The following is an 18,391-nucleotide window of genomic DNA, read 5'->3' as shown; positions in this document are numbered from 1 at the left end:
TCGCGGTCGCTACCGACGATAGAACGCCAACGTCCGAGATGCACCCTTTGTGGTGTTACGTGTCGTTGAATTTCTTCAGTCGTATCCACCGGTACCCACAACCGGCCAGAACCACACCTGCGCCGGAAACAACCGCGATCCACGGAAGTGTGACCACCAGAACGACACAACCAGCCGCGCCGACCGCTTGCAGCCACTTCGGATACATCCGGTCCACACCGCGTTGGCTGTACGCACTCACGTTCGCGACGAAGTAGTAGAGCAGCACTCCGAACGACGAAAAGCCGATCACCCCACGAAGATCGGTTGTCGAGACCAAGGCGATCACAACGGCACCGACCACAAGTTCCGCATGGTGAGGGACCCCGAACCGTGGATGGACTGCAGCGAGGGCCACTGGCAGATCGCGCTCGCGGGCCATCGCCATCGCCGTACGACTCACGCCGGCGATCAGAGCCAGCAGCGCCCCCGCCGACGCCGCCGCGGCACCGATCACCACTACGGGAACGGCCCAACTCCACCCGACTGCGCCCACCGCATCTGCCAGTGGTCGCGCCGAATTCGCCAGCCGATCAGGTCCCAGCGTCACCAACAGCACCACCGCTACCAGCGCATAGAGGACAACGGCGACGGTGAGTGCGATCAGGATCGCCCGCGGAATCGTTCGACGCGGATCACGCACTTCCTCCCCCAGCGTCGCGATCCTGGCGTAACCGGCGAACGCGAAGAAAAGCAGCCCCGCCGCTTGCAGAATTCCGTACCACGACCCGAACGCGACGTCCGGGAACTCGCGCACCGCACCAGGACCGACGACGGCAACCACCAGCGCTACACACAGCGCCGTCGTCGACACGGCGACGATCACCCTGGCCATGTGCGCCGTCCGCGTGACTCCGCGATAGTTGACTGCAACCAGCGCTGCCACCACCAATACCGCGACGGGGACACGCCAGGCCGTAGGCGCAACATACGTCGCAAAAGTCAGGGCCATTGCCGCGCAGCTCGCGGTCTTCCCGATCACGAACGACCAGCCGGCGGCAAACCCCCACCAGGGTCCGAGCTGCTCACGTCCGTAGACGTAGGTCCCACCTGAAGTGGGGTATCTGGCCGCAAGCTGCGCCGACGACGTCGCGTTGCAGTAGGCGATGAACGCTGCAATCACCAGGCCCACAAGCAACCCGGTACCGGCTACTGCGGCAGCAGGCGCGAACACCACGAAGACTCCGGCGCCGATCATCGCGCCGAGGCCGATCACCACGGCATCGGCGGTGCCCAGTCTTCGCTCCATCGGGACAGCTTCGTTCACAGGTAGTTTGAACCACACCGACATGAACGGAAGGTGCCATGTTCGATCTCGACACGATCCGCCGCGACACTCCCGGATGCCTTGACAAGGTGTTCCTCGACAGCGCGGGATCCTCGCTCCCGCCCGAGCCGGTGCCGGCCACGATGATCGAGCACCTGCGACGTGAAGCCGACGTCGGCGGATACGTCGCAGCTGCTCGTCAGAGCGGCGCCCTCGCTGCTGTTCCCCATTCGCTGGCCCGGGTCATCGGTGCTCAGGCAACCGATATCGCTTTGACGGACAGCGCGACCCGCGCGTGGAACGACTTCCTCGCTGCCGTTCCGCTCGGACCCGGTGATCGAATTCTCATCAGCGGAGTCGAATACGCGAGCAACGCCATCGCTGCACTGGGGCGGGCGCGTTCGACCGGTGCCCACGTCGAGATCATCCCGAGCGATCAGTACGGACGCATCGACCTCGACGCACTCGAGAACATGCTCGACGATCGTGTTCGCGTCGTCTCCGTCGTCCACGTCCCCACCAACGGCGGCCTGATCAACCCCGTCCGCGAGGTCGTCGAACTCGCGAGGGCCTACGGCTCGCTCGTTCTGCTCGACGCATGCCAGTCCGTCGGCCAATTGCCCATCGACGTCACCGAACTCGGCGTCGACGCCCTCAGCGCAACCGGCCGCAAGTGGCTCCGCGGGCCACGCGGAACCGGATTCCTGTACGTCCGCCCCGGACTCGTCGACGCACTCGAACCCGCTGCGATGGACCTGCACGGAGCGGAATGGACCGGCGAGAACAGCTTCGTACCCGCACCGGACGCAACACGATTCGAGCTCTGGGAAACGAGTGTCGCTGCGCGCCTGGGTCTCGGCGTCGCCGCCGACTATCTGCTCTCGATCGGCACCGACACGGCGTGGGAGCAGATCGAATCCCGAGCAGTCACGCTGAGGGAAGGTCTGGCAGCGATTTCCGGAGTCGAAGTCCGCGATCGAGGAACCCAACTGAGCGGCATCGTTTCCTTCACCGTCGACGGTATCCCCGAGCACTTGGTGCGGGATCAGCTTGCAGCACAGAACATCACCGTTACCGTCAGTGGTCGCGGGTCCACCCTCCTCGACATGGATGCCCGCGGGCTCGATGCCGTGGTTCGCGCATCGCCGCACTACTTCGTCGACGAAGCCGACCTGGACACATTTCTGGGCGCGGTCAGGGGATTACAAACCTCCCGTTGACCGGGACCATGCCTGATCTGTGGAAGTCGAAACTGCAACTGTGGGGTGATCAGCAGTTTCGCCTTCCGAGAGGACTATTCGCATGGCCGACCCCACCGTCAGACCGATCTCCGCTGCCGACATCACCACCTGGGACTACGAGGCCGACGTCGTCGTCGCGGGATACGGCATCGCCGGCGTCACCGCTGCGATCGAAGCAGCGCGTGCCGGCGCCGAGGTGCTCGTCCTGGAGCGGACGGGCGGTTGGGGCGGAGCCGCGTCACTGGCTGGTGGATTCATCTACCTGGGCGGTGGAACTCCGTTGCAGAAGGCGTGCGGGTTCGAGGACTCGGTCGAGAACATGAAGACGTTCATGAAGGCAGCGCTCGGCCCCGGAACCGACGATACGAAGATCGACGCGTACTGCGAGGGCAGCGTCGATCACTACAACTGGCTCGTCGACGCCGGGGTCCCGTTCAAGGAATCGTTCTGGGGTCAGCCCGGCTGGGAACCGCCGTACGACGACGGCCTGATGTACTCGGGAGGCGAGAACGCCGCGCCGTTCAACACCCTCGTCGATCCCGCGCCCCGCGGACACGTTCCGCAGATGTCCGAGAAGAACACCGGCGAGAAGGGCGGCGGCTACATGCTGATGAAGCCACTCGTCGAGACGGCCGAAAAGCTCGGCGTCCGAGCAGAATACGATCTGCGCGTCCAAACTGTGGTGGTAGACGGCGATCGGGTTGTCGGCGTCGTCGCCAAGCGCTACGGCAAGGATGTCGCGATTCGCGCACGCAAGGGCGTAGTGCTTGCGATGGGCAGCTTCGCGTACAACAACGAGATGGTGCGCTCGAACGCACCGCGCATCTTCGGCCACCCGGCGGCCTCCATCGAGGCGCACGACGGCCGCGCAATCCAGATCGGTCAGGCACTCGGCGCCGACACCGCACACATGGACGCCACCGAGGTCGCGTTCTTCTGCGACCCGCAGTTGATGGTGCGCGGCATTCTTGTCAACGGCCGCGGTCAGCGATACATCCCCGAGGACACCTACCCCGGCCGCATCGGCCAGGCAACGCTGTTCCAGCAGGACAACCAGGCATTCCTCGTGATCGACGAAGCTGCGTACGAGGAAGGCATGAATGCCGAATCGTCCAGTGCACAGTTGCGGGCGCAGCCGAGCTGGGTGGCGGAGACCGTCGAGGAACTCGAAGGCGAGATGGGACTGCCCGCCGGATCGCTGCAATCCACCGTCGACCTCTACAACCGGCACGCGGCTGAAGGTTCGGATCCGGTGCTCGGCAAGAAGTCCGAGTGGGTGAAGCCGATCGTCGGCCCGTTCGCGGCAATCGATCTCCGTGGCCGCACAGGCGGATTCACGCTGGGAGGATTGAAGACCACCGTCGATTCCGAGGTTCTGCACGTCTCGGGTGCGCCGATCCCCGGACTCTTCGCAGCGGGTCGCTGCACGTCCGGTGTCTGTGCGGGCGGTTACGCCAGCGGGACAAGTCTCGGCGACGGCAGCTTCTTCGGACGTCGTGCCGGAATCAGCGCGGCGCGCTAGATCACCACAACTCGCACACCGTCGGCAAAGCGGTACGGCTGAGTCTGCAGGACCGCGCCGAGGTGTTTCCTCAGTCTGGACACCTCGGCGCGCACTGCCACGACATGCTCGCGATCACCGAAGAGCACTTCGCTCAGGCCTGCGGCATCCACACCTGCCGAACCGACGGCTGCCAGTGCCCGCAAGATCTGAGCGTGACGCGGCGAAAGCGCGCGCGTCCAGTTGGCGTCACCACGCACCGTCACCTGCGGCGATGCGCCGAGGGCCAGCTCCAGCTCGATCAACGGCCCGCCGACGCCGGTGCGCAACAGCCAGCCGTCTCCGAGCGGCTCAGGCAGACACATCCCCAGACCTGGCACGATGACGGGCTTTCCCGCACTGGGTGCTGCCACGCGGTCAGGCGCGGCAATCCCGCTGGCGCCGGCTACCCAGCCGTACTCGTCGACCACCAATGCCGGACCTGTTCCTGCCGCGAACAACGGCGCCGCGCGCGAGCGCAGGCGCTCGAGCGAAGCTGCGTGCTCGCGCCACAGCGTCGCCTCCGCGAGGCGAACCGCGGTGCGCACCAGCGCGACGGTGGTGGGATGAACCGAAGCTGCGGATCCACTGATGTCCACCACGCCCAGGATCTCGCCCGTCCGTGGGTCGTGCACGGGCGAGCCGGTACACGACCAATTGTGATGCGTGGGCGCATAGTGCTCGGCCGAGAAGAGTTGCACCGCAGAGTCTTCGATCAGCGCGGTACCTATAGCGTTGGTCCCCACCGACTGCTCCGACCAGCGCGCGCCTTCCGCGAACCCGAGAGCGTCCGCCGCACGTTTGACGGTCTTCGCCCCTTCGCGCCAGAGCAGGACACCGTCGGCGTCGGCAACGACCACGATGAAGCCCGCGTCCTCGGCGACCTCGGTGAGCGTGGTTCGCAGTTCGGGCAGAACGCTTCGCAGCGCGGTACGCGAACGCCTCGCCTCCAACTCGGAGAAATCGGCGACAGTAGACGCACCGCAGTGATCCGGCGTGAGCCCGCCGGCGGCCACCCTCGACCACGACCGCGCCACGACGGTCCGCGGCTGCGCCGGTGGTTCCTGGCCGGAGAGAACTGCGTCGTGCACCCGACTGAGTAGGCGGGCATGCTGCGACAGGTCGGTACCCGGCACGACGGCACCGAGCCGACTGCCTTCGGGAGCGTTCCCCACGATGGTCACTCCGTCAGGCTACCGCTTTCGATGTGACGCGAACCACGTCCACACGGCCAGGTCCCCACCACCTGCGATTAGCGGCCGGGAGCAAACTCCGGTAACGTATCCAAAGTTGTCTCGGCGAGGGTGAATCGCAGCAGTTCCACACGTTGCAGGTTTACCGTGATCGACGCGGCTACGGCTCAGCTCGAGCGTTTCGCTCCTGGCCGTGTGCGCGCCTGTCCGCCTTGCCGCAGGCAAAACCACACGTCAGTAAACCGAGCACGAACCCCGTGAGTTGTAGGAGCCGTTTCATCATGTCTGAAGAAAACAACCTCGTCGCCGTCGTCCGCACCGAATTCGGCAAGGGCGCAGCTCGCCGCGCACGTCGTGACGGCCAGGTCCCCACGGTTCTGTACGGCCACGGTGAAGATCCCCGCCACCTCAATGTGCCGGCTCGCGACTTCGCCGCCATCCTCCGTGCACACGGCACCAACGCCATCCTCACCCTCGACATCGAGGGCACGGAGCAGGTTGCACTGACCAAGTCGGTCGTCGTGCACCCCATCCGCAACTACATCGAGCACGCCGACCTCCTCGTCATCAAGAAGGGCGAGAAGGTCACGATCGACGTGAACGTCATCGTCGTCGGCGATGCTGCTGCAGGCACGATGGTCGCGCAGGACGCATCCACGATCTCCATCGAGGCCGACGCGCTTCACATCCCCGAGCAGATCGAGGTTTCGGTCGAGGGTCTCGAGATCGGCACCCAGATCCTGGCCAGCCAGCTCGAACTGCCCAAGGGCTCGACCCTGCAGGCTGACGCCGACACCCTGATCGTCAACGTCGTTGCTGCACCCACCGAGGCAGACCTCGAAGAGGGCGCAGAAGCTCCCGCCGCCGACGAGGCTGCAGAAGAGGCCTGATCCTCTCGGTTCCAACAGAACTCACTGCGCGCGGCGCGTCATTCCGATTCGGAGTGACGCGCCGTTCGTGCGTAGCAGGAAAAATCAAGCCAGAAAGTAGCGTCCGTTGAGCACAGATACCGCCCTCGTCATCGGCCTGGGTAATCCCGGCCCCCAGTACGAGAAGACCCGGCACAACGTCGGCTTCATGGTCGCCGGCACCCTTGCCGGGCGCATGGGCGGAAAGTTCAACGTACACAAGAAGAGTGGCGCCGAAATCGTCGAAGGTCGCCTCGCCGGCCGGCGCGTGATTCTCGGAAAACCACGCTCGTACATGAATCTCTCGGGTGGCGCTGTCGCCGGTCTCGCACGGTTCTTCTCGGTCGACGCCGCGAACATCATCGTCGTCCACGACGAACTGGATCTCGATTTCGGGACGATCAGACTCAAACTCGGCGGCGGCGAAGGCGGCCACAACGGCCTGCGGTCCATTTCGAGTTCGTTGACCACCAAGGACTACCTGCGCACGCGCGTCGGGATCGGTCGTCCGCCGGGCCGCATGGACCCGGCGGACTACGTTCTCAAGCCGTTCTCGTCCACGGAGCGAAAAGAACTCGATCTCGTATGCGAAGAGGCTGCGGATGCAGTGGAGCTACTGCTCGAACTCGGGTTGGAAGCCGCACAGAACCGCCTGCACTGACGGTCAGTTACCCAGCAGTGCAGCCGAATTCGCGCGGCGGAGCTTCCCCGACGACGTCTTCGGGATACTGCCGGGACCCAGGACCGCAACGGCGCGAGGTCGGACACCGACGTCGGCAACCACGGCGTGGACCACTTCGCGTTCGATACGCTTGACCTCTTCCGGATCCTCGAAAGCGTTGGTCTCGACGGCGACTGCAAAGCTCTCACGCTTCTGGCCGGCGTCGAGACGAATCGCGACGGCATTTCCGGGACGCACACCGGCAACGGTTCCGGCCGCCCGTTCGATGTCTGTGGGGTACACGTTCCGGCCGCCCATGATGATGACGTCCTTGACACGCCCGCACACCACGACCAGTCCTTCCTCGGTGAAGTACCCGACGTCACCGGTGTCGAGCCAACCGTCGGCGTCCTGGGCCGGCTTGTGTCCGTCGACCGTGACGTACCCGGGAGTGACTGCCTTGCCGCGAACCTCGATGATTCCGACACCGCGGGCCGGAAGCACCTGACCGTCACGGTCGACGATGCGTCCCTCGAGGTCAGGCACCATCTTGCCGAGTGTGGCGAGGGCACGAGCGTTGGGGCGATTGGACGGCACCGCTCGAGACATCGATTCGAGAAAGTCTGGATCGACGTAGTCGAGGACCTGACCTTGATCGGGATCCGGAATCGACACGGCGAGCGTGGTTTCCGCCATTCCGTACACGGGCGCCAGCGCAGTCGGGTTCAAACCGAAACGCGCACCTGCCTCGGCGAGTGCATCCATCGTGTCGGGATCCACCGGCTCGGCGCCGTTCCACATGTATCGGACGCTGGACAGGTCGACTGCCCCGTCTTCCGCCTGTGCGAGTCGACGAGCCAAGAGCGAGTACGCGAAGTTCGGTGCGGCGGTGACGGTTCCGCCGTACTTGCCCATCAGTTCGGCCCACAGCACCGGGGTACGCAGGAAATCCATCGGCGTGATGCTGATGACCTCTGCGCCCACCTGCATCGGAACCGTGAGAAAACCGACCATGCCCATGTCGTGGAAGAGCGGAAGCCAGCTCACCATCACGTCGTCTTCGATGGAGAACTTGATGCGGTTGATCATGGCGTAGGCATTTGTGTAGAAGTTCTCGTGCGTGATCTGCACGGCCTTGGGCGAACCGGTGGAACCGGACGTCAACTGCTGGAGTGCGATATCCGATTCGGCCGTCTCCACGGGATCGATCGACGTTCCGCTGCGAAGCTCGTCCACCGTCACGACGGTGATGCCACGCTCTTCGAGGAGCGGCTTGGCCGCGTCGAAGGGCGCACCCAGAATGACGGCTTTCGCGGAGATCATGTCGATCACAGTCTCGGTGTCCTGAGCCCAGACGCCCAGATCCGTTCGGGGGGTCGGCTGATGCAGCATCGTCACCGACGCACCGCGCATCCACGTCGCCTGGCAGGCAGGTGCGATGTCGACGGGCTGTCCGGCGAGAATGCCGATCGCGACGCCGCGATCGATACCGACCTCGGCCAGGCCGCCGGCCATGCGCCGAGCCTCCTGGTGGATGTCGCCCCAGGTCTGACGGAAAGCGTTGTCCGGCTCTCCCGTCACCAGGCCGCGGTCGGTGACTGCGGCGGTCGCATACATCTCTTCGGTGAACTTGCTCAACGCAACTCCTCGGTCAGTGTCACTCTTCGATCAGTGCAACTCTTCGCAGGACACAAATGGCTGTGTGTTCGAACACACACATACATGGATAATCAGCGATCGTTCGCCGAGTGTTACGCCGCAGTGGCTATTGCATCGTGTGCGAGTATCCTTTCTCTGTTGTGCTGCCGCACTCTCCACCTGTCCGCGCACCGGCACGTCGCCGGCACCGACGCCCACTTCGAGAGGTTCTTCGTTGACTACCCCGTCCGACTCGACCGTCCCTTCCGACTCGACTGTCCAGTCCGACACCGAAGGCCCCGATTCAACCGAGAGCGGGTCGGTCGCGGTCACGACGACGACCAAGGGCCTGTCCGCCGAGGCAGAGCGTCGCCGCACCTTCGCCGTCATCTCGCATCCCGACGCCGGAAAATCGACGCTGACCGAAGCGCTGGCACTGCACGCGAAGAAGATCTCGGAGGCAGGAGCCGTCCACGGCAAGGCAGGCCGCAAGTCGACGGTCTCGGACTGGATGGAGATGGAGAAGGCCCGCGGCATTTCCGTCAGTTCCACCGCACTGCAGTTCAACTACCACTCGTCCGAGACCCCGGACGAGCAGATCAACGTCATCAACCTCGTCGACACCCCCGGTCACTCCGACTTCTCCGAGGACACGTACCGCGTCCTGACCGCCGTCGACGCGGCGGTCATGCTCATCGACGCTGCCAAGGGCCTCGAACCGCAGACGCTCAAGCTGTTTCAGGTGTGTCGTCACCGCGGCATTCCGGTCATCACCGTCATCAACAAGTGGGACCGTCCCGGTCAGACTCCTCTCGAACTGCTCGACGAGATCAGCGAACGGATCGGCCTCACGCCCACCCCCCTGTACTGGCCGGTCGGCATCGCCGGCGACTTCCGCGGACTGCTGCGGCGCGGTGAAGACGGTCAGGCTCGCGAATACGTCCGCTTCACCCGCACCGCAGGCGGCGCGAAGATCGCCCCCGAAGAGGTCATGGACGCCGACGCGGCGCTCGCCAAGGAAGGCTCCGAGTGGGAGACTGCGGCCGAGGAGAGTGAACTGCTCTCCGCTACCGGCCAGGACCACGATCAGGAGATGTTCCTCGCCGGTCAGACTTCCCCGGTGATCTTCGCGTCCGCGATGCTCAACTTCGGCGTCCGCCAGATCCTCGACACCCTCGTCGAATTGGCGCCGCCGCCGCGTGGGCGCGAAGACCTCAGCGGCAAGCCGCGCGAGGTCACCGATCCGTTCAGTGCGGTCGTCTTCAAGGTCCAGGCCGGTATGGACACCGCGCACCGCGACCGTCTGGCGTTCATGCGCATCGTCTCCGGCGTGTTCGAGCGCGGCATGGTTGTCACACACGCCCAAACCGGCAAGCCCTTCACGACCAAGTACGCCCAGACGGTATTCGGACGTGAGCGTTCCACCGTCGAATCCGCGTTCCCCGGCGACGTCGTCGGCCTCGTCAACGCCACCGCACTCGCACCCGGCCACACGCTGTACACCGAGAAGAAGGTGGAGTTCCCGCCGATTCCGTCGTTCGCGCCGGAACACTTCTCGATCCTGCGCGCCGAAAGCGCCGGCAAGTACAAGCAGTTCCGCCGTGCTGTCGACCAACTCGATTCCGAGGGCGTCGTCCAGATTCTCCGCAACGACATCCGCGGCGACGCCTCCCCCGTCATGGCGGCTGTCGGCCCGATGCAGTTCGAGGTCGTCGCAGCGCGCATGAAGGCCGAGTTCAACGTCGAGGCCAAGATGGAACCGCTCGGCTACGCATTGGCTCGCCGTACCGACGCCGCGTCCGAGGTCGAACTGAACCGTCAACGAGGTGTGGAGGTCTTCACCCGTTCCGACGGTGTTCTGCTCGCCCTGGTCAGTGACAAGTGGCGCCTGCAGTACATCCAGAAGGAACTCCCGGATCTGACGCTCGAACCCCTCGTCGCTGCTGCGGACTGATGAGCCTGATCGAGGCGCTGTTCGACGCCGAACTGCACATCGGCAGCGCCACGATTCTCTGGCGAGAGATCATCGGAAACGCGTTCGGAATCGGCTCCGCGATCGCGGGCGCGCGACGCTCGGTATGGGCGTGGCCCGTCGGTATAGCCGGAAATGCCTTGTTGTTCACGGTGTTCATGGGCGCACTTTTCCACACGCCGCAAGAGCTCAATCTCTACGGCCAGGCCGGCCGTCAGTTGTTGTTCATCACCGTCAGCGTCTACGGGTGGACTCAGTGGCGACGCGGGGCACGCGACTCCGGTCGCGCAGTCCTGCCCCATTGGGCGACAACTCGCGAGCGCGTCGCCATGATCGCCGTCATGACCAGCGGCACAATCGCTTTCGCCTGGATCTTCGACCTCCTCGGCTCGTACGGAGCGTGGGCAGAGGCCTGGATCTTCACCGGCTCCATCCTCGCGACATACGGCATGGCGCGCGGCTGGACCGAATTCTGGCTCATCTGGATCGGCGTCGACGCCGTTGGTGTTCCCCTTCTTTTCCGAGCCGGCTATTACCCTTCGGCGATCCTCTATCTGGTCTATGCATTCTTCGTCCTGTGGGGCTTCGCAATGTGGCTGCGCATTCAACGCCGAACTCCACAAGGGGTATGACCGTAAACCAACTCCTGGTATGTTTGCGTCGATTAAGCAAACCGGCGGTCTGTTTACGGGCATCAGGAGCGAAACAATGGAAGACAAGAATTCTCACGGAATAGCGGGCCCCAACGGTTCCGGCAACGGATCGAGAGCCAATAGTTCCGCAAGTAATGGTTCTGCAAGCAATGGTTCTGCAAGCAATGGTTCTGCAAGCAATGGTTCTGGGAGCAACCTTTCCACGGGTAACGGTTCCAGCAGTGCCACCGCCACAGCGGATTTTCTGTCGACCGCACCCAAGCAATCCGATGCATTCACGTTTCCGCTTCCTGCCCGAACCACGGCCGCACACAGCAGCGGAGAGGACCTTTCAGTGCCAGCTTCAACACGCGAATCATCGAGGACGCTCGAAACTCGGAGTCGTACCGTCGTACGTCGCGACGCGATGGGCGTAGCCGCCGTTCGAGTGGCCGGTCGACTCACCCACACCGAACTCATCGCAAATCAGGCCTCACCCTCGAGCGCACATTCCTCCGATCCCACGACGGATCTGGACGAGTTGCTCACGATGCTCGGCAGCTACCTGTTGTCCTCGGGGTTCGAACATCCCGAAATCCACGCCAAGCTGGGCGGACAGTCGATCGTCGTCAACCTCGTATCGCCGGAGATCAGCGCGAGCTGATCTGGGCCCAGCTGCCCCTTAGGGCCACAGCACTGCTCGTGTCCATGCTCGGTCCGAGCCGCGCCGGTACAACCACCGCTGATGTCGACGCCCGGAGTCTGCCTGCCAGAACTCGACAGACTCCGGCTCGAGGCACCACGCACGCCAGTCCTTCGACACGAACCCTGGGTCGTCGCTGATTCTTGCTTCCGCAGCGGCCACCGACGTGTCGTACGCCCCTAAGTCTTCGAGCACCTCGCTCTGCTCACTTGCCGTCGCCACCGCTCTCGCCGTGACGGAGCGTTCGACGAAGTCTCGGCGTCGAAGTGCGTCGTCGCCCTCGCGAACCGTTCCGCGAATCCGGATCTGTTGGCCTGTTTCGCGCCAGTAGAAGGCGAGCGATGCTCGCGGATTTTCTTTCAGCTCAACACCTTTCGGCGAAGCAGCTGAACCAGAGAACCAGAACCCACCCTCGGTCACGTCCTTGAGGATGAGGAAGCGAGAATCAGGCATACCGTCGCCGTCCACGGTCGAGAGCGCACACACGTGTGGCTCGACGACGCCGAAGGCCACGGCCGCACGGAGCCAGTCGAGGAACAACTCCCCCGGCTTTTCCGGAAAACACTCGGGCGCGGGCGGCGGAGTTCCGGTCAGCGCGGGGATACCGCGAATCCACGTCCGTACGTCAGGCAGCGAAAAATCTGCATCAACCATGAGCCGACTCTAATCGCGGGCGACCTCAGGAGACGTTGCGAACTACCGAGTCGCCGAACGACGGTTGCTGCAGCAGCGCCCACTTGTTGGACGTCAATCGGAAACTCGGCATGTCGGCGAGCGCCACCACCGATTCCCAGGTCCGCTCGTAGCTCGTGTGGGAGATTCGCCATTCACCGTCGCTGCAGCGGGTGTATCTGTCGTGATAGAAGGCCGATCCGCGAAGCAGCATGCCATCTTCGGGGATGACCACTGTGTCCGCGAGGCACCAGATCCCGGTTGCGGTGTCTCCGTCGACGTCGATCTCGGGTTGCCCGCACTGATGTTCGGTGATGATGTGTGATCCGAGAGTGTTCTCGAGGAAGGAGACGAACGAATCTCGGGAATCGAAACTGAGTTGTTCTCCGTAGATCGCGGTGGCGTCGACGGTCAGAGTGTCGGCGAATTCGACCCACGATTTGGTGTCCAAGGCGCGTGCGTATCGGTACTTGAGTCTTTGGATGAGAACAATCGCTTCGAGATCCATGATCCCCGCCTCCCGGTGCAGCAACCACCCGTCCTATGTGTGCACATTAGCCTGTATCACGCCGAAACGGGCATTACTCTCAAAGCTAGTAGAAATGTCAGCCGATAACACGCTTTTCCAGGCCGTCGAGCATGATCGTGATCTTCTCGTCCAACCAACCTCGCCCGTGCCACGTCGATTCGTCGCCGATACCCTCGATCAACGACTCCGATGCATTCCAACTTTCCTGATACGCCTGTCGCGCGGAACGTGAATCGGCGGAGCTGACGGTCTTGTCCATCGCCGCCATCATTGCGAACTGCGTCATCGTCACCTCGGAGATGAAGTCCACCGCCAATATCGCATCGTGGGGTGTGAAGCCTTGCGCAGTCAACGAACCGACCAGTTTCTCCACGATGTCGATTATCGCCGGCGGCGTGCCCGGAACTGCGAGACCGACCTGGGCCAGACCTGGATAGCGCTCGAACGAGGACCACAGAACGTCGCAGAAATCCCTCAGGAATTCGCGCCACGGACGATTCGTATCGGGCCATACAGTCTGACGCACAACATGATCCGAGCAGGCACGCAGCAGCGCTTCGCGGTCTGCGAAGTAGCGATAAAGTGCAGAATGACTGACGCCCAGCCGCTTTGCCACGCTCGGCATGGTCAGTTCACTCAGATCACCGGCGAGGGCGGCCTCGACGATGTCCACTGTCGACAACGTCGGCGGCCGCCCCGTCTTCTTTCCGGTCTGCATTCTGCTCAGCTTGCCACCAACCGCCATCCCGACGCACGGTGGCGCTGATTCCAGAACGCGGCGTAGTTCCCACCGGCTGCGAGCAGGACTTCGTGGGTGCCCACTTCGACTATCGAACCGTCGTCACCGAGCACGATGATCTGATCTGCGGCCACGACGGTCGACAGTTTGTGAGCGATCACGAGCAGTGTGCTTTCCCTGGCGAGTTCTTGCATCGCACGTTGAACGTGTGCCTCGTTCTCGGGATCGAGCGCGGCAGTCGCCTCGTCGAGCAGAACGACAGGTGCGCGTTTGAGGAGTGCGCGTGCAATGGAGACCCGCTGCCGCTCTCCACCGGACAGTGCCGTCCCGCCCTCACCGACACGGGTGTCCCAACCCCGAGGAAGCCGCTCGACGATTTCCGCGACGCCCGCGATCCGAGCCACGTCGAAGACTTCTTCGTCCGTGGCTTCGGGGCGGCCGAGGCGGATGTTCGCGATCAACGTGTCGTCGAAGAGGTACACGTCCTGGAAGACCAGAGACAGCTGCGACATCAGATCGGCACTCGTGAGGTCCCGCACGTCGACGCCGCCGACACGCACCACACCGGAGTCGACGTCGTAGAAGCGCGAGATCAACCGGGTGACGGTGGTTTTGCCGGACCCTGACGGACCGACCAACGCCGTCAACGACTTCCGTGGCACGTCGAAGGAGATGTTTCGCAGAACCTGCCCACCGTCCGCGTATCCGAAGTCGACGGCGTCGAACTGCACTGCCGTCTCCCCCGTCGCCGTCCCGCTGGTATCGGGTTCGACCATTGGTTCAACTTCGAGGATCTCGGACATTCGCCGGATTTCATTGCGTGCCATTCTGATTGCACCGTCGAACTCGCCGATCTCACCCAGCGGCTGGATGAACCGTGCGGTCAGTCCGAGTAGCGCGATCAACGTGACCGGATCGATGTCGCCGCCGAGCGCGAGGAACGCGCCCAAGATGATCACGGCAGAGAACACGAATTGCAGGGCGATCCCGTTGACCACGGACCCGATCACCACGAACCACAGTTGTGAACGACCCGCAGTGTGTTGCGCTTCGATCGCGTCGTCGAGCGGTTCGTACACCCCGTGGGTGCGTCCGAAAGCACGCAGGACCGGTTGGCAACGCGCGTATTCGAGCACTCGATTGTTCGATTCGACGGCTGCGGCATGTGCCCGATCGTCGGCCTTGGCAGTCATCGTCGAGGCAAATCTGGCTGCCGCGAACAGAATCGGAACGCTGACCACCAGCGCCAACCCGAGCCGCCAGTCGAAGAACAACATGCACACGACAATGGTTGCCGGGCTGGCAATTCCGGAGATGATCGGTGTCATCAGGTGCGCAGTGGCCCCCATCACCGAGATGGTGCCCTTGCTGGCAACCTGCGATACCTGCCCGAGTCGGCCGGCGCCGAACCAGCCGAGCGGCAGAGTGACGAGATGATCTCCCAGGCGCAGATGCATCGTCCGCAGCAGAGTGAGGGCCGACTCGAAGCCCTTCATCGCCTGCAGGTAGTGCGCAATCGAACTGATCACAGCGCATACGGCCATGGCGGCGAGCCACCGAACGAAACTGCCCCAGTTCTGATCGAACAGTGCCTGCACCGCAGGGACCAGAAGCGCCACTGCCAAACCCTGCATCACGCCGTACAACACTGCCCACACCAGGAACTCGCGATATCGGCCCTGATTCTGCGGGCCGAGTATCCGGAAGAGGTCGCGAATCATGAGTTGGCCTTTCCTGCTGCGTCAGACTTACCTGCGGTGTTGCGTTCAATCGAGTCGGCCCGACTGTGTTCAATCGAGTCGGCCCGACTGTGACTCGCCCACATCCGCGCATAGGTTGAACCACTCGCCACGAGCTGATCGTGCGTGCCCTTCTCCACGATCCGTCCGGCGTCGAGGACCACGATCTGATCGGCACTCACGATCGAAGCCAACCGGTGCGCGATCACCAGCACCGTGCGGCCGACCGTCAAGCGCGACAGCGCTTCTTGGATATCGGCTTCGGACTCCGGGTCGGCGAACGCGGTTGCCTCGTCGAGCACGAGAACAGGAGTGTCCGCGAGAATCGCACGCGCGATGGAGACTCTTTGGGCTTCACCACCCGAGAATCTGGCGTCGACCCCGACCACCGAGTCGTACCCCCTCGGGAGCGCTTCGATTCGGGTGTCGATCTGCGCGGCTGCGGCAGCGGCCTTCACCTCGGCCGAAGTCGCCTGCGGTCGGGCAAGCCGAATGTTGTCGAGCACGGTCGCTTCGACCAGCTGCACGTCCTGCAGAACGAATCCGACGTGGCGGTACAGCTCGTCGGTAGCGACTTCCCTGACGTCGACACCACCGATGGCCACGGATCCGGCACGCACGTCGTGGAACCTCGGAACCAACGTCGCCAGCGTCGACTTACCCGAACCCGACGGTCCGACCAGCGCCGTCACCGTGCCCTCCGGCAGCGTCAGATCAATGTCGGTCAGAACGTCGGCGCCGTCGTCGTATGCAAAGGAAACTCCGGAGAATCGAACTTCGTTCCCCACAGGCTTTTTCGGATGATCGGTTTCCGGCAGAGCGTCGGTTGCGAACAGCGCGATCAGTCGCGCCGCAGCGGCGGCTGCCTCACGGCGTGCCTGCATACCGAAACCGATGGTCGTCACCGACACCGGAATCACCATCGCGACAAGAGAACTGGTCAGCACATCGACGGGTGACACCCATCCGGAGTGAACGAACCACGAGCCGAGGCCAATGTTGACCACCAGCACAACCGGTGCGCTCAACGCAATCGAGGCCAGTGCCTCGGTCCGGAGCATCGGGCGAACCCAGCCCTCGTACGAGACGGCAAACGCCTTGGCAGCGTCGCGGTATCGAGAATGTGACTGCTTGTCCTGACCGAAGGTCTTGACCACTGCGATGCCGGTGACGAACTCGACGATGGTGTTGCTGATGGCCGCGATGCCCTCATTCATCCGGCTCATCTTGACGGCCATGTCCTTGGTCATCATCGCGTAGGCGATCATGTAGATCGGGAGGGTGGCAATCGCGACCAGTCCCAGACGCCAGTCGATCGAGATCACGTAGCCGAGCCCGACGAGCGGCACCGCGATGGCGCCGGTGGTCTCGACGGCGCTGTGCGCAACCAGGTAGTGGAGATCGGAGATGTCGTTCTGCGCGGCTTTGCGTACGGTTCCGGACGAGTGGGAGGTGAACCAGCCCAGTGGAAGTCGACCGAGTGTTGCTGCGATTCGACGCCGAAGCACAGCTTGAAGATTGACATCGGCGAAGTGCGTCACGATCAATGCACCGCCTCCGAAGAACGCACGCATACCCAGACCGAAGACGACCACCCACACGATCGTCCAGACGCGAGACGAGTCGATGTCGCCGCCCACGATCAGCGTCTTACCCAACTCGGCGATGGCCACGTACGGCACGATGGCCGCGACCGCGGCGATCACCTGCATCACCATCGCGATGGTGGTCCGTGTACGAACTGGCGCAAGGAGTTCGCGAAGCGCGCTCTTGTGCGCCGCCGCTTCAGCTTTGGCTTGCGAGGCTTCGGCCGTCGCTCCTTGTGATGCGTCGGCCTCTTCAGATGAAATGTCTGCTTTCGTAGCCTGTGTCGTCGTCATTTCGAGAACGCCTTCCATCGGGTTACTGCGTCGGCGTCGGATGCGATGCGGCCTTGGAGTTCCGCGCCGGTGAGAGTGAGATCGGCAAGAGCCTCGAGGTCTTCGAGGATCCAGTAGACCGCGAAAGGATAACTGCCGAACCAAAGTTCACCGCTCACGTCTACTGTGCGTCCGGCCTTCACTGCGGAGATCTCGTTGAACAGTGGATTTGCGTGAACTAGAGCGCCGTCGTAGATGTTGCCCGAGGTCACGACCATCGCGTCCGCCGCGTGCTGTCCGACCTCCTCGCCTGACACCGAAGACGTGGCAACACCTGTGTTGGGGCCGATCTTCGCGTCGAGTTCGGCTTGCGGGCGCCCGAAACCGGCTTCCTCGATGATCGAGGACATCGGCGACTGTGGGATGACGGTGTAAATGCCGCCGGAGAATCCCACCAGCACTGACAGCGTCTGCGGTTGCGCCTCGACCGTTCCGGATACTTCGGCAAATTTGGTCTCGAGCCTCGACACGATTTCGCGAGCTTCGGACTCTCGACCCAGTGCCGTCGCCGCGGTATTCAGAACTTCGCGCCACGGCGCCGCATAGGCGAGCACCGTCGTCGGGGCAATCTCGTTGGCCTGCGCGGTGATCGACGTCAACGAGCCGACATCACTGAGCAGGATTCGGTCAGGATGAACGGCCGCGATCTGCTCCACATCTGGTGATTGGAAGAACGTCGGTTTGTCGACGACCTCGATCCCCTCACTCTGCAATATCTCCTTCGCCGCCTGCGACTGCAGCGTGGCGAAGACCGTATCGGGCTTGACCCCGAGCGTGAGTGCGTTGAGCGCTGCGAACTCGTCCAGTGCGAGCAGTTTCTGAGGTGCAGGTACGGCCGACGACTCGCCTGTTTCCGATGCGTCTGCGTCATCGCCGCCCACGGAGCAACCGACAAGCGCCGTTGCTGTCGCTGCGAGTGCCGTTGCTCGCAGGCCCCACTGCTGCCGCATCCTTCTCTCCCCGCTTTAGTTACACACTGTCTCGATTAGGGGAGCCTAC

General features: G+C 63.4%; 16 protein-coding genes. 7 read left to right on the top strand and 9 right to left on the bottom strand.

The features are described from left to right. Positions 1–55 precede the first annotated feature (55 nt). The gene (locus M1L53_RS08370; RefSeq protein WP_054188785.1) at positions 56–1,330 is read right to left on the bottom strand and encodes an APC family permease; all 1,275 of its coding nucleotides are present in this window, start codon (positions 1,328–1,330) and stop codon (positions 56–58) included. 14 nt (positions 1,331–1,344) lie between these two features. On the opposite strand from M1L53_RS08370, the gene M1L53_RS08365 reads away from it, so the two are divergent. Further along, positions 1,345–2,526 (top strand): aminotransferase class V-fold PLP-dependent enzyme, encoded by a 1,182-nt coding sequence (locus M1L53_RS08365; RefSeq protein WP_054188786.1) that lies wholly within the window; start codon positions 1,345–1,347, stop codon positions 2,524–2,526. Between the two features lie 82 nt (positions 2,527–2,608). Continuing rightward, the gene (locus M1L53_RS08360; protein ID WP_054188787.1) at positions 2,609–4,069 is read left to right on the top strand and encodes an FAD-dependent oxidoreductase; all 1,461 of its coding nucleotides are present in this window, start codon (positions 2,609–2,611) and stop codon (positions 4,067–4,069) included. On the opposite strand, the gene M1L53_RS08355 is transcribed toward M1L53_RS08360, so the two are convergent. Beyond that, positions 4,066–5,271 (bottom strand): GAF domain-containing protein, encoded by a 1,206-nt coding sequence (locus tag M1L53_RS08355; protein WP_232319110.1) that lies wholly within the window; start codon positions 5,269–5,271, stop codon positions 4,066–4,068. The two genes, M1L53_RS08360 and M1L53_RS08355, sit on opposite strands and share 4 nt — an antisense overlap. A gap of 290 nt (positions 5,272–5,561) precedes the next feature. Here M1L53_RS08355 and M1L53_RS08350 point away from each other — a divergent pair, with 290 nt between their 5' ends. Beyond that, complete coding sequence (locus M1L53_RS08350) at positions 5,562–6,170, top strand: 50S ribosomal protein L25/general stress protein Ctc (RefSeq protein ID WP_003946242.1); 609 nt, start codon at positions 5,562–5,564, stop codon at positions 6,168–6,170. A 106-nt stretch (positions 6,171–6,276) separates the two neighbouring features. Continuing rightward, complete coding sequence (pth, locus tag M1L53_RS08345) at positions 6,277–6,849, top strand: aminoacyl-tRNA hydrolase (RefSeq protein WP_003946229.1); 573 nt, start codon at positions 6,277–6,279, stop codon at positions 6,847–6,849. A gap of 3 nt (positions 6,850–6,852) precedes the next feature. Here the strand turns inward: pth and M1L53_RS08340 are convergent, their stop codons facing one another. After that, a complete protein-coding gene (locus M1L53_RS08340; RefSeq protein ID WP_007728923.1) occupies positions 6,853–8,487 on the bottom strand; it encodes a fatty acyl-AMP ligase in 1,635 nt (544 codons plus the stop codon). A gap of 349 nt (positions 8,488–8,836) precedes the next feature. Here M1L53_RS08340 and M1L53_RS08335 point away from each other — a divergent pair, with 349 nt between their 5' ends. The 3 genes from M1L53_RS08335 to M1L53_RS34855 all read left to right on the top strand — a co-directional run bounded on the left by M1L53_RS08335 (position 8,837) and on the right by M1L53_RS34855 (position 11,755). Then, complete coding sequence (locus tag M1L53_RS08335) at positions 8,837–10,441, top strand: peptide chain release factor 3 (protein WP_371747846.1); 1,605 nt, start codon at positions 8,837–8,839, stop codon at positions 10,439–10,441. Then, positions 10,441–11,091, top strand: coding sequence for a nicotinamide riboside transporter PnuC (pnuC, locus tag M1L53_RS08330; protein WP_050654516.1), 651 nt, complete (start codon positions 10,441–10,443; stop codon positions 11,089–11,091). Before M1L53_RS08335 ends, pnuC begins: the two co-directional genes overlap by 1 nt. 355 nt (positions 11,092–11,446) lie before the next feature. Next, on the top strand, positions 11,447–11,755 hold the full coding sequence (locus M1L53_RS34855) for a hypothetical protein (RefSeq protein ID WP_306669658.1): 309 nt from the start codon (positions 11,447–11,449) through the stop codon (positions 11,753–11,755). 18 nt (positions 11,756–11,773) lie between these two features. Here M1L53_RS34855 and M1L53_RS08320 read toward each other — a convergent pair whose 3' ends face one another. The 6 genes from M1L53_RS08320 to M1L53_RS08295 form a co-directional block, all read right to left on the bottom strand. Next, complete coding sequence (locus M1L53_RS08320) at positions 11,774–12,448, bottom strand: pyridoxal 5'-phosphate synthase (protein WP_054188789.1); 675 nt, start codon at positions 12,446–12,448, stop codon at positions 11,774–11,776. A gap of 25 nt (positions 12,449–12,473) precedes the next feature. Next, positions 12,474–12,974: a nuclear transport factor 2 family protein gene (locus M1L53_RS08315; RefSeq protein WP_003946235.1), complete on the bottom strand. Its 501-nt coding sequence runs from the start codon at positions 12,972–12,974 to the stop codon at positions 12,474–12,476. A gap of 97 nt (positions 12,975–13,071) precedes the next feature. Beyond that, entirely contained in the window at positions 13,072–13,713 is a 642-nt protein-coding gene (locus M1L53_RS08310) for a TetR/AcrR family transcriptional regulator (RefSeq protein ID WP_231782412.1), read from the bottom strand. A 5-nt stretch (positions 13,714–13,718) separates the two neighbouring features. Next, positions 13,719–15,455, bottom strand: a complete 1,737-nt coding sequence (locus M1L53_RS08305) for an ABC transporter ATP-binding protein (protein WP_054188791.1) — start codon at positions 15,453–15,455, stop codon at positions 13,719–13,721. Further along, positions 15,452–17,353, bottom strand: coding sequence for an ABC transporter ATP-binding protein (locus tag M1L53_RS08300; RefSeq protein WP_232319111.1), 1,902 nt, complete (start codon positions 17,351–17,353; stop codon positions 15,452–15,454). Before M1L53_RS08300 ends, M1L53_RS08305 begins: the two co-directional genes overlap by 4 nt. Then, on the bottom strand, positions 17,350–18,342 hold the full coding sequence (locus M1L53_RS08295; RefSeq protein WP_054188793.1) for an ABC transporter substrate-binding protein: 993 nt from the start codon (positions 18,340–18,342) through the stop codon (positions 17,350–17,352). The genes M1L53_RS08300 and M1L53_RS08295 overlap by 4 nt, the downstream gene beginning before the upstream one ends. Positions 18,343–18,391 lie beyond the last annotated feature (49 nt).

Source organism: Rhodococcus sp. T9N, assembly GCF_024436645.1.
GTDB lineage: Bacteria > Actinomycetota > Actinomycetes > Mycobacteriales > Mycobacteriaceae > Rhodococcus_F > Rhodococcus_F qingshengii.
Note: the sequence above shows the minus strand (reverse complement) of the source record. Positions and strands in the feature narration are given on the sequence as shown.

Excerpts from the sequence above, each read along its gene's own strand:
- M1L53_RS08370 (WP_054188785.1), bottom strand. The coding sequence starts at position 1,330 with ATGTCGGTGTGGTTCAAACTACCTGTGAACGAAGCTGTCCCGATGGAG.
- M1L53_RS08365 (WP_054188786.1), top strand. The coding sequence starts at position 1,345 with ATGTTCGATCTCGACACGATCCGCCGCGACACTCCCGGATGCCTTGAC.
- M1L53_RS08360 (WP_054188787.1), top strand. The coding sequence starts at position 2,609 with ATGGCCGACCCCACCGTCAGACCGATCTCCGCTGCCGACATCACCACC.
- M1L53_RS08350 (WP_003946242.1), top strand. The coding sequence starts at position 5,562 with ATGTCTGAAGAAAACAACCTCGTCGCCGTCGTCCGCACCGAATTCGGC.
- pnuC (WP_050654516.1), top strand. The coding sequence starts at position 10,441 with ATGAGCCTGATCGAGGCGCTGTTCGACGCCGAACTGCACATCGGCAGC.
- M1L53_RS08320 (WP_054188789.1), bottom strand. The coding sequence starts at position 12,448 with ATGGTTGATGCAGATTTTTCGCTGCCTGACGTACGGACGTGGATTCGC.
- M1L53_RS08315 (WP_003946235.1), bottom strand. The coding sequence starts at position 12,974 with ATGGATCTCGAAGCGATTGTTCTCATCCAAAGACTCAAGTACCGATAC.
- M1L53_RS08310 (WP_231782412.1), bottom strand. The coding sequence starts at position 13,713 with ATGCAGACCGGAAAGAAGACGGGGCGGCCGCCGACGTTGTCGACAGTG.
- M1L53_RS08305 (WP_054188791.1), bottom strand. The coding sequence starts at position 15,455 with ATGATTCGCGACCTCTTCCGGATACTCGGCCCGCAGAATCAGGGCCGA.
- M1L53_RS08300 (WP_232319111.1), bottom strand. The coding sequence starts at position 17,353 with ATGACGACGACACAGGCTACGAAAGCAGACATTTCATCTGAAGAGGCC.
- M1L53_RS08295 (WP_054188793.1), bottom strand. The coding sequence starts at position 18,342 with ATGCGGCAGCAGTGGGGCCTGCGAGCAACGGCACTCGCAGCGACAGCA.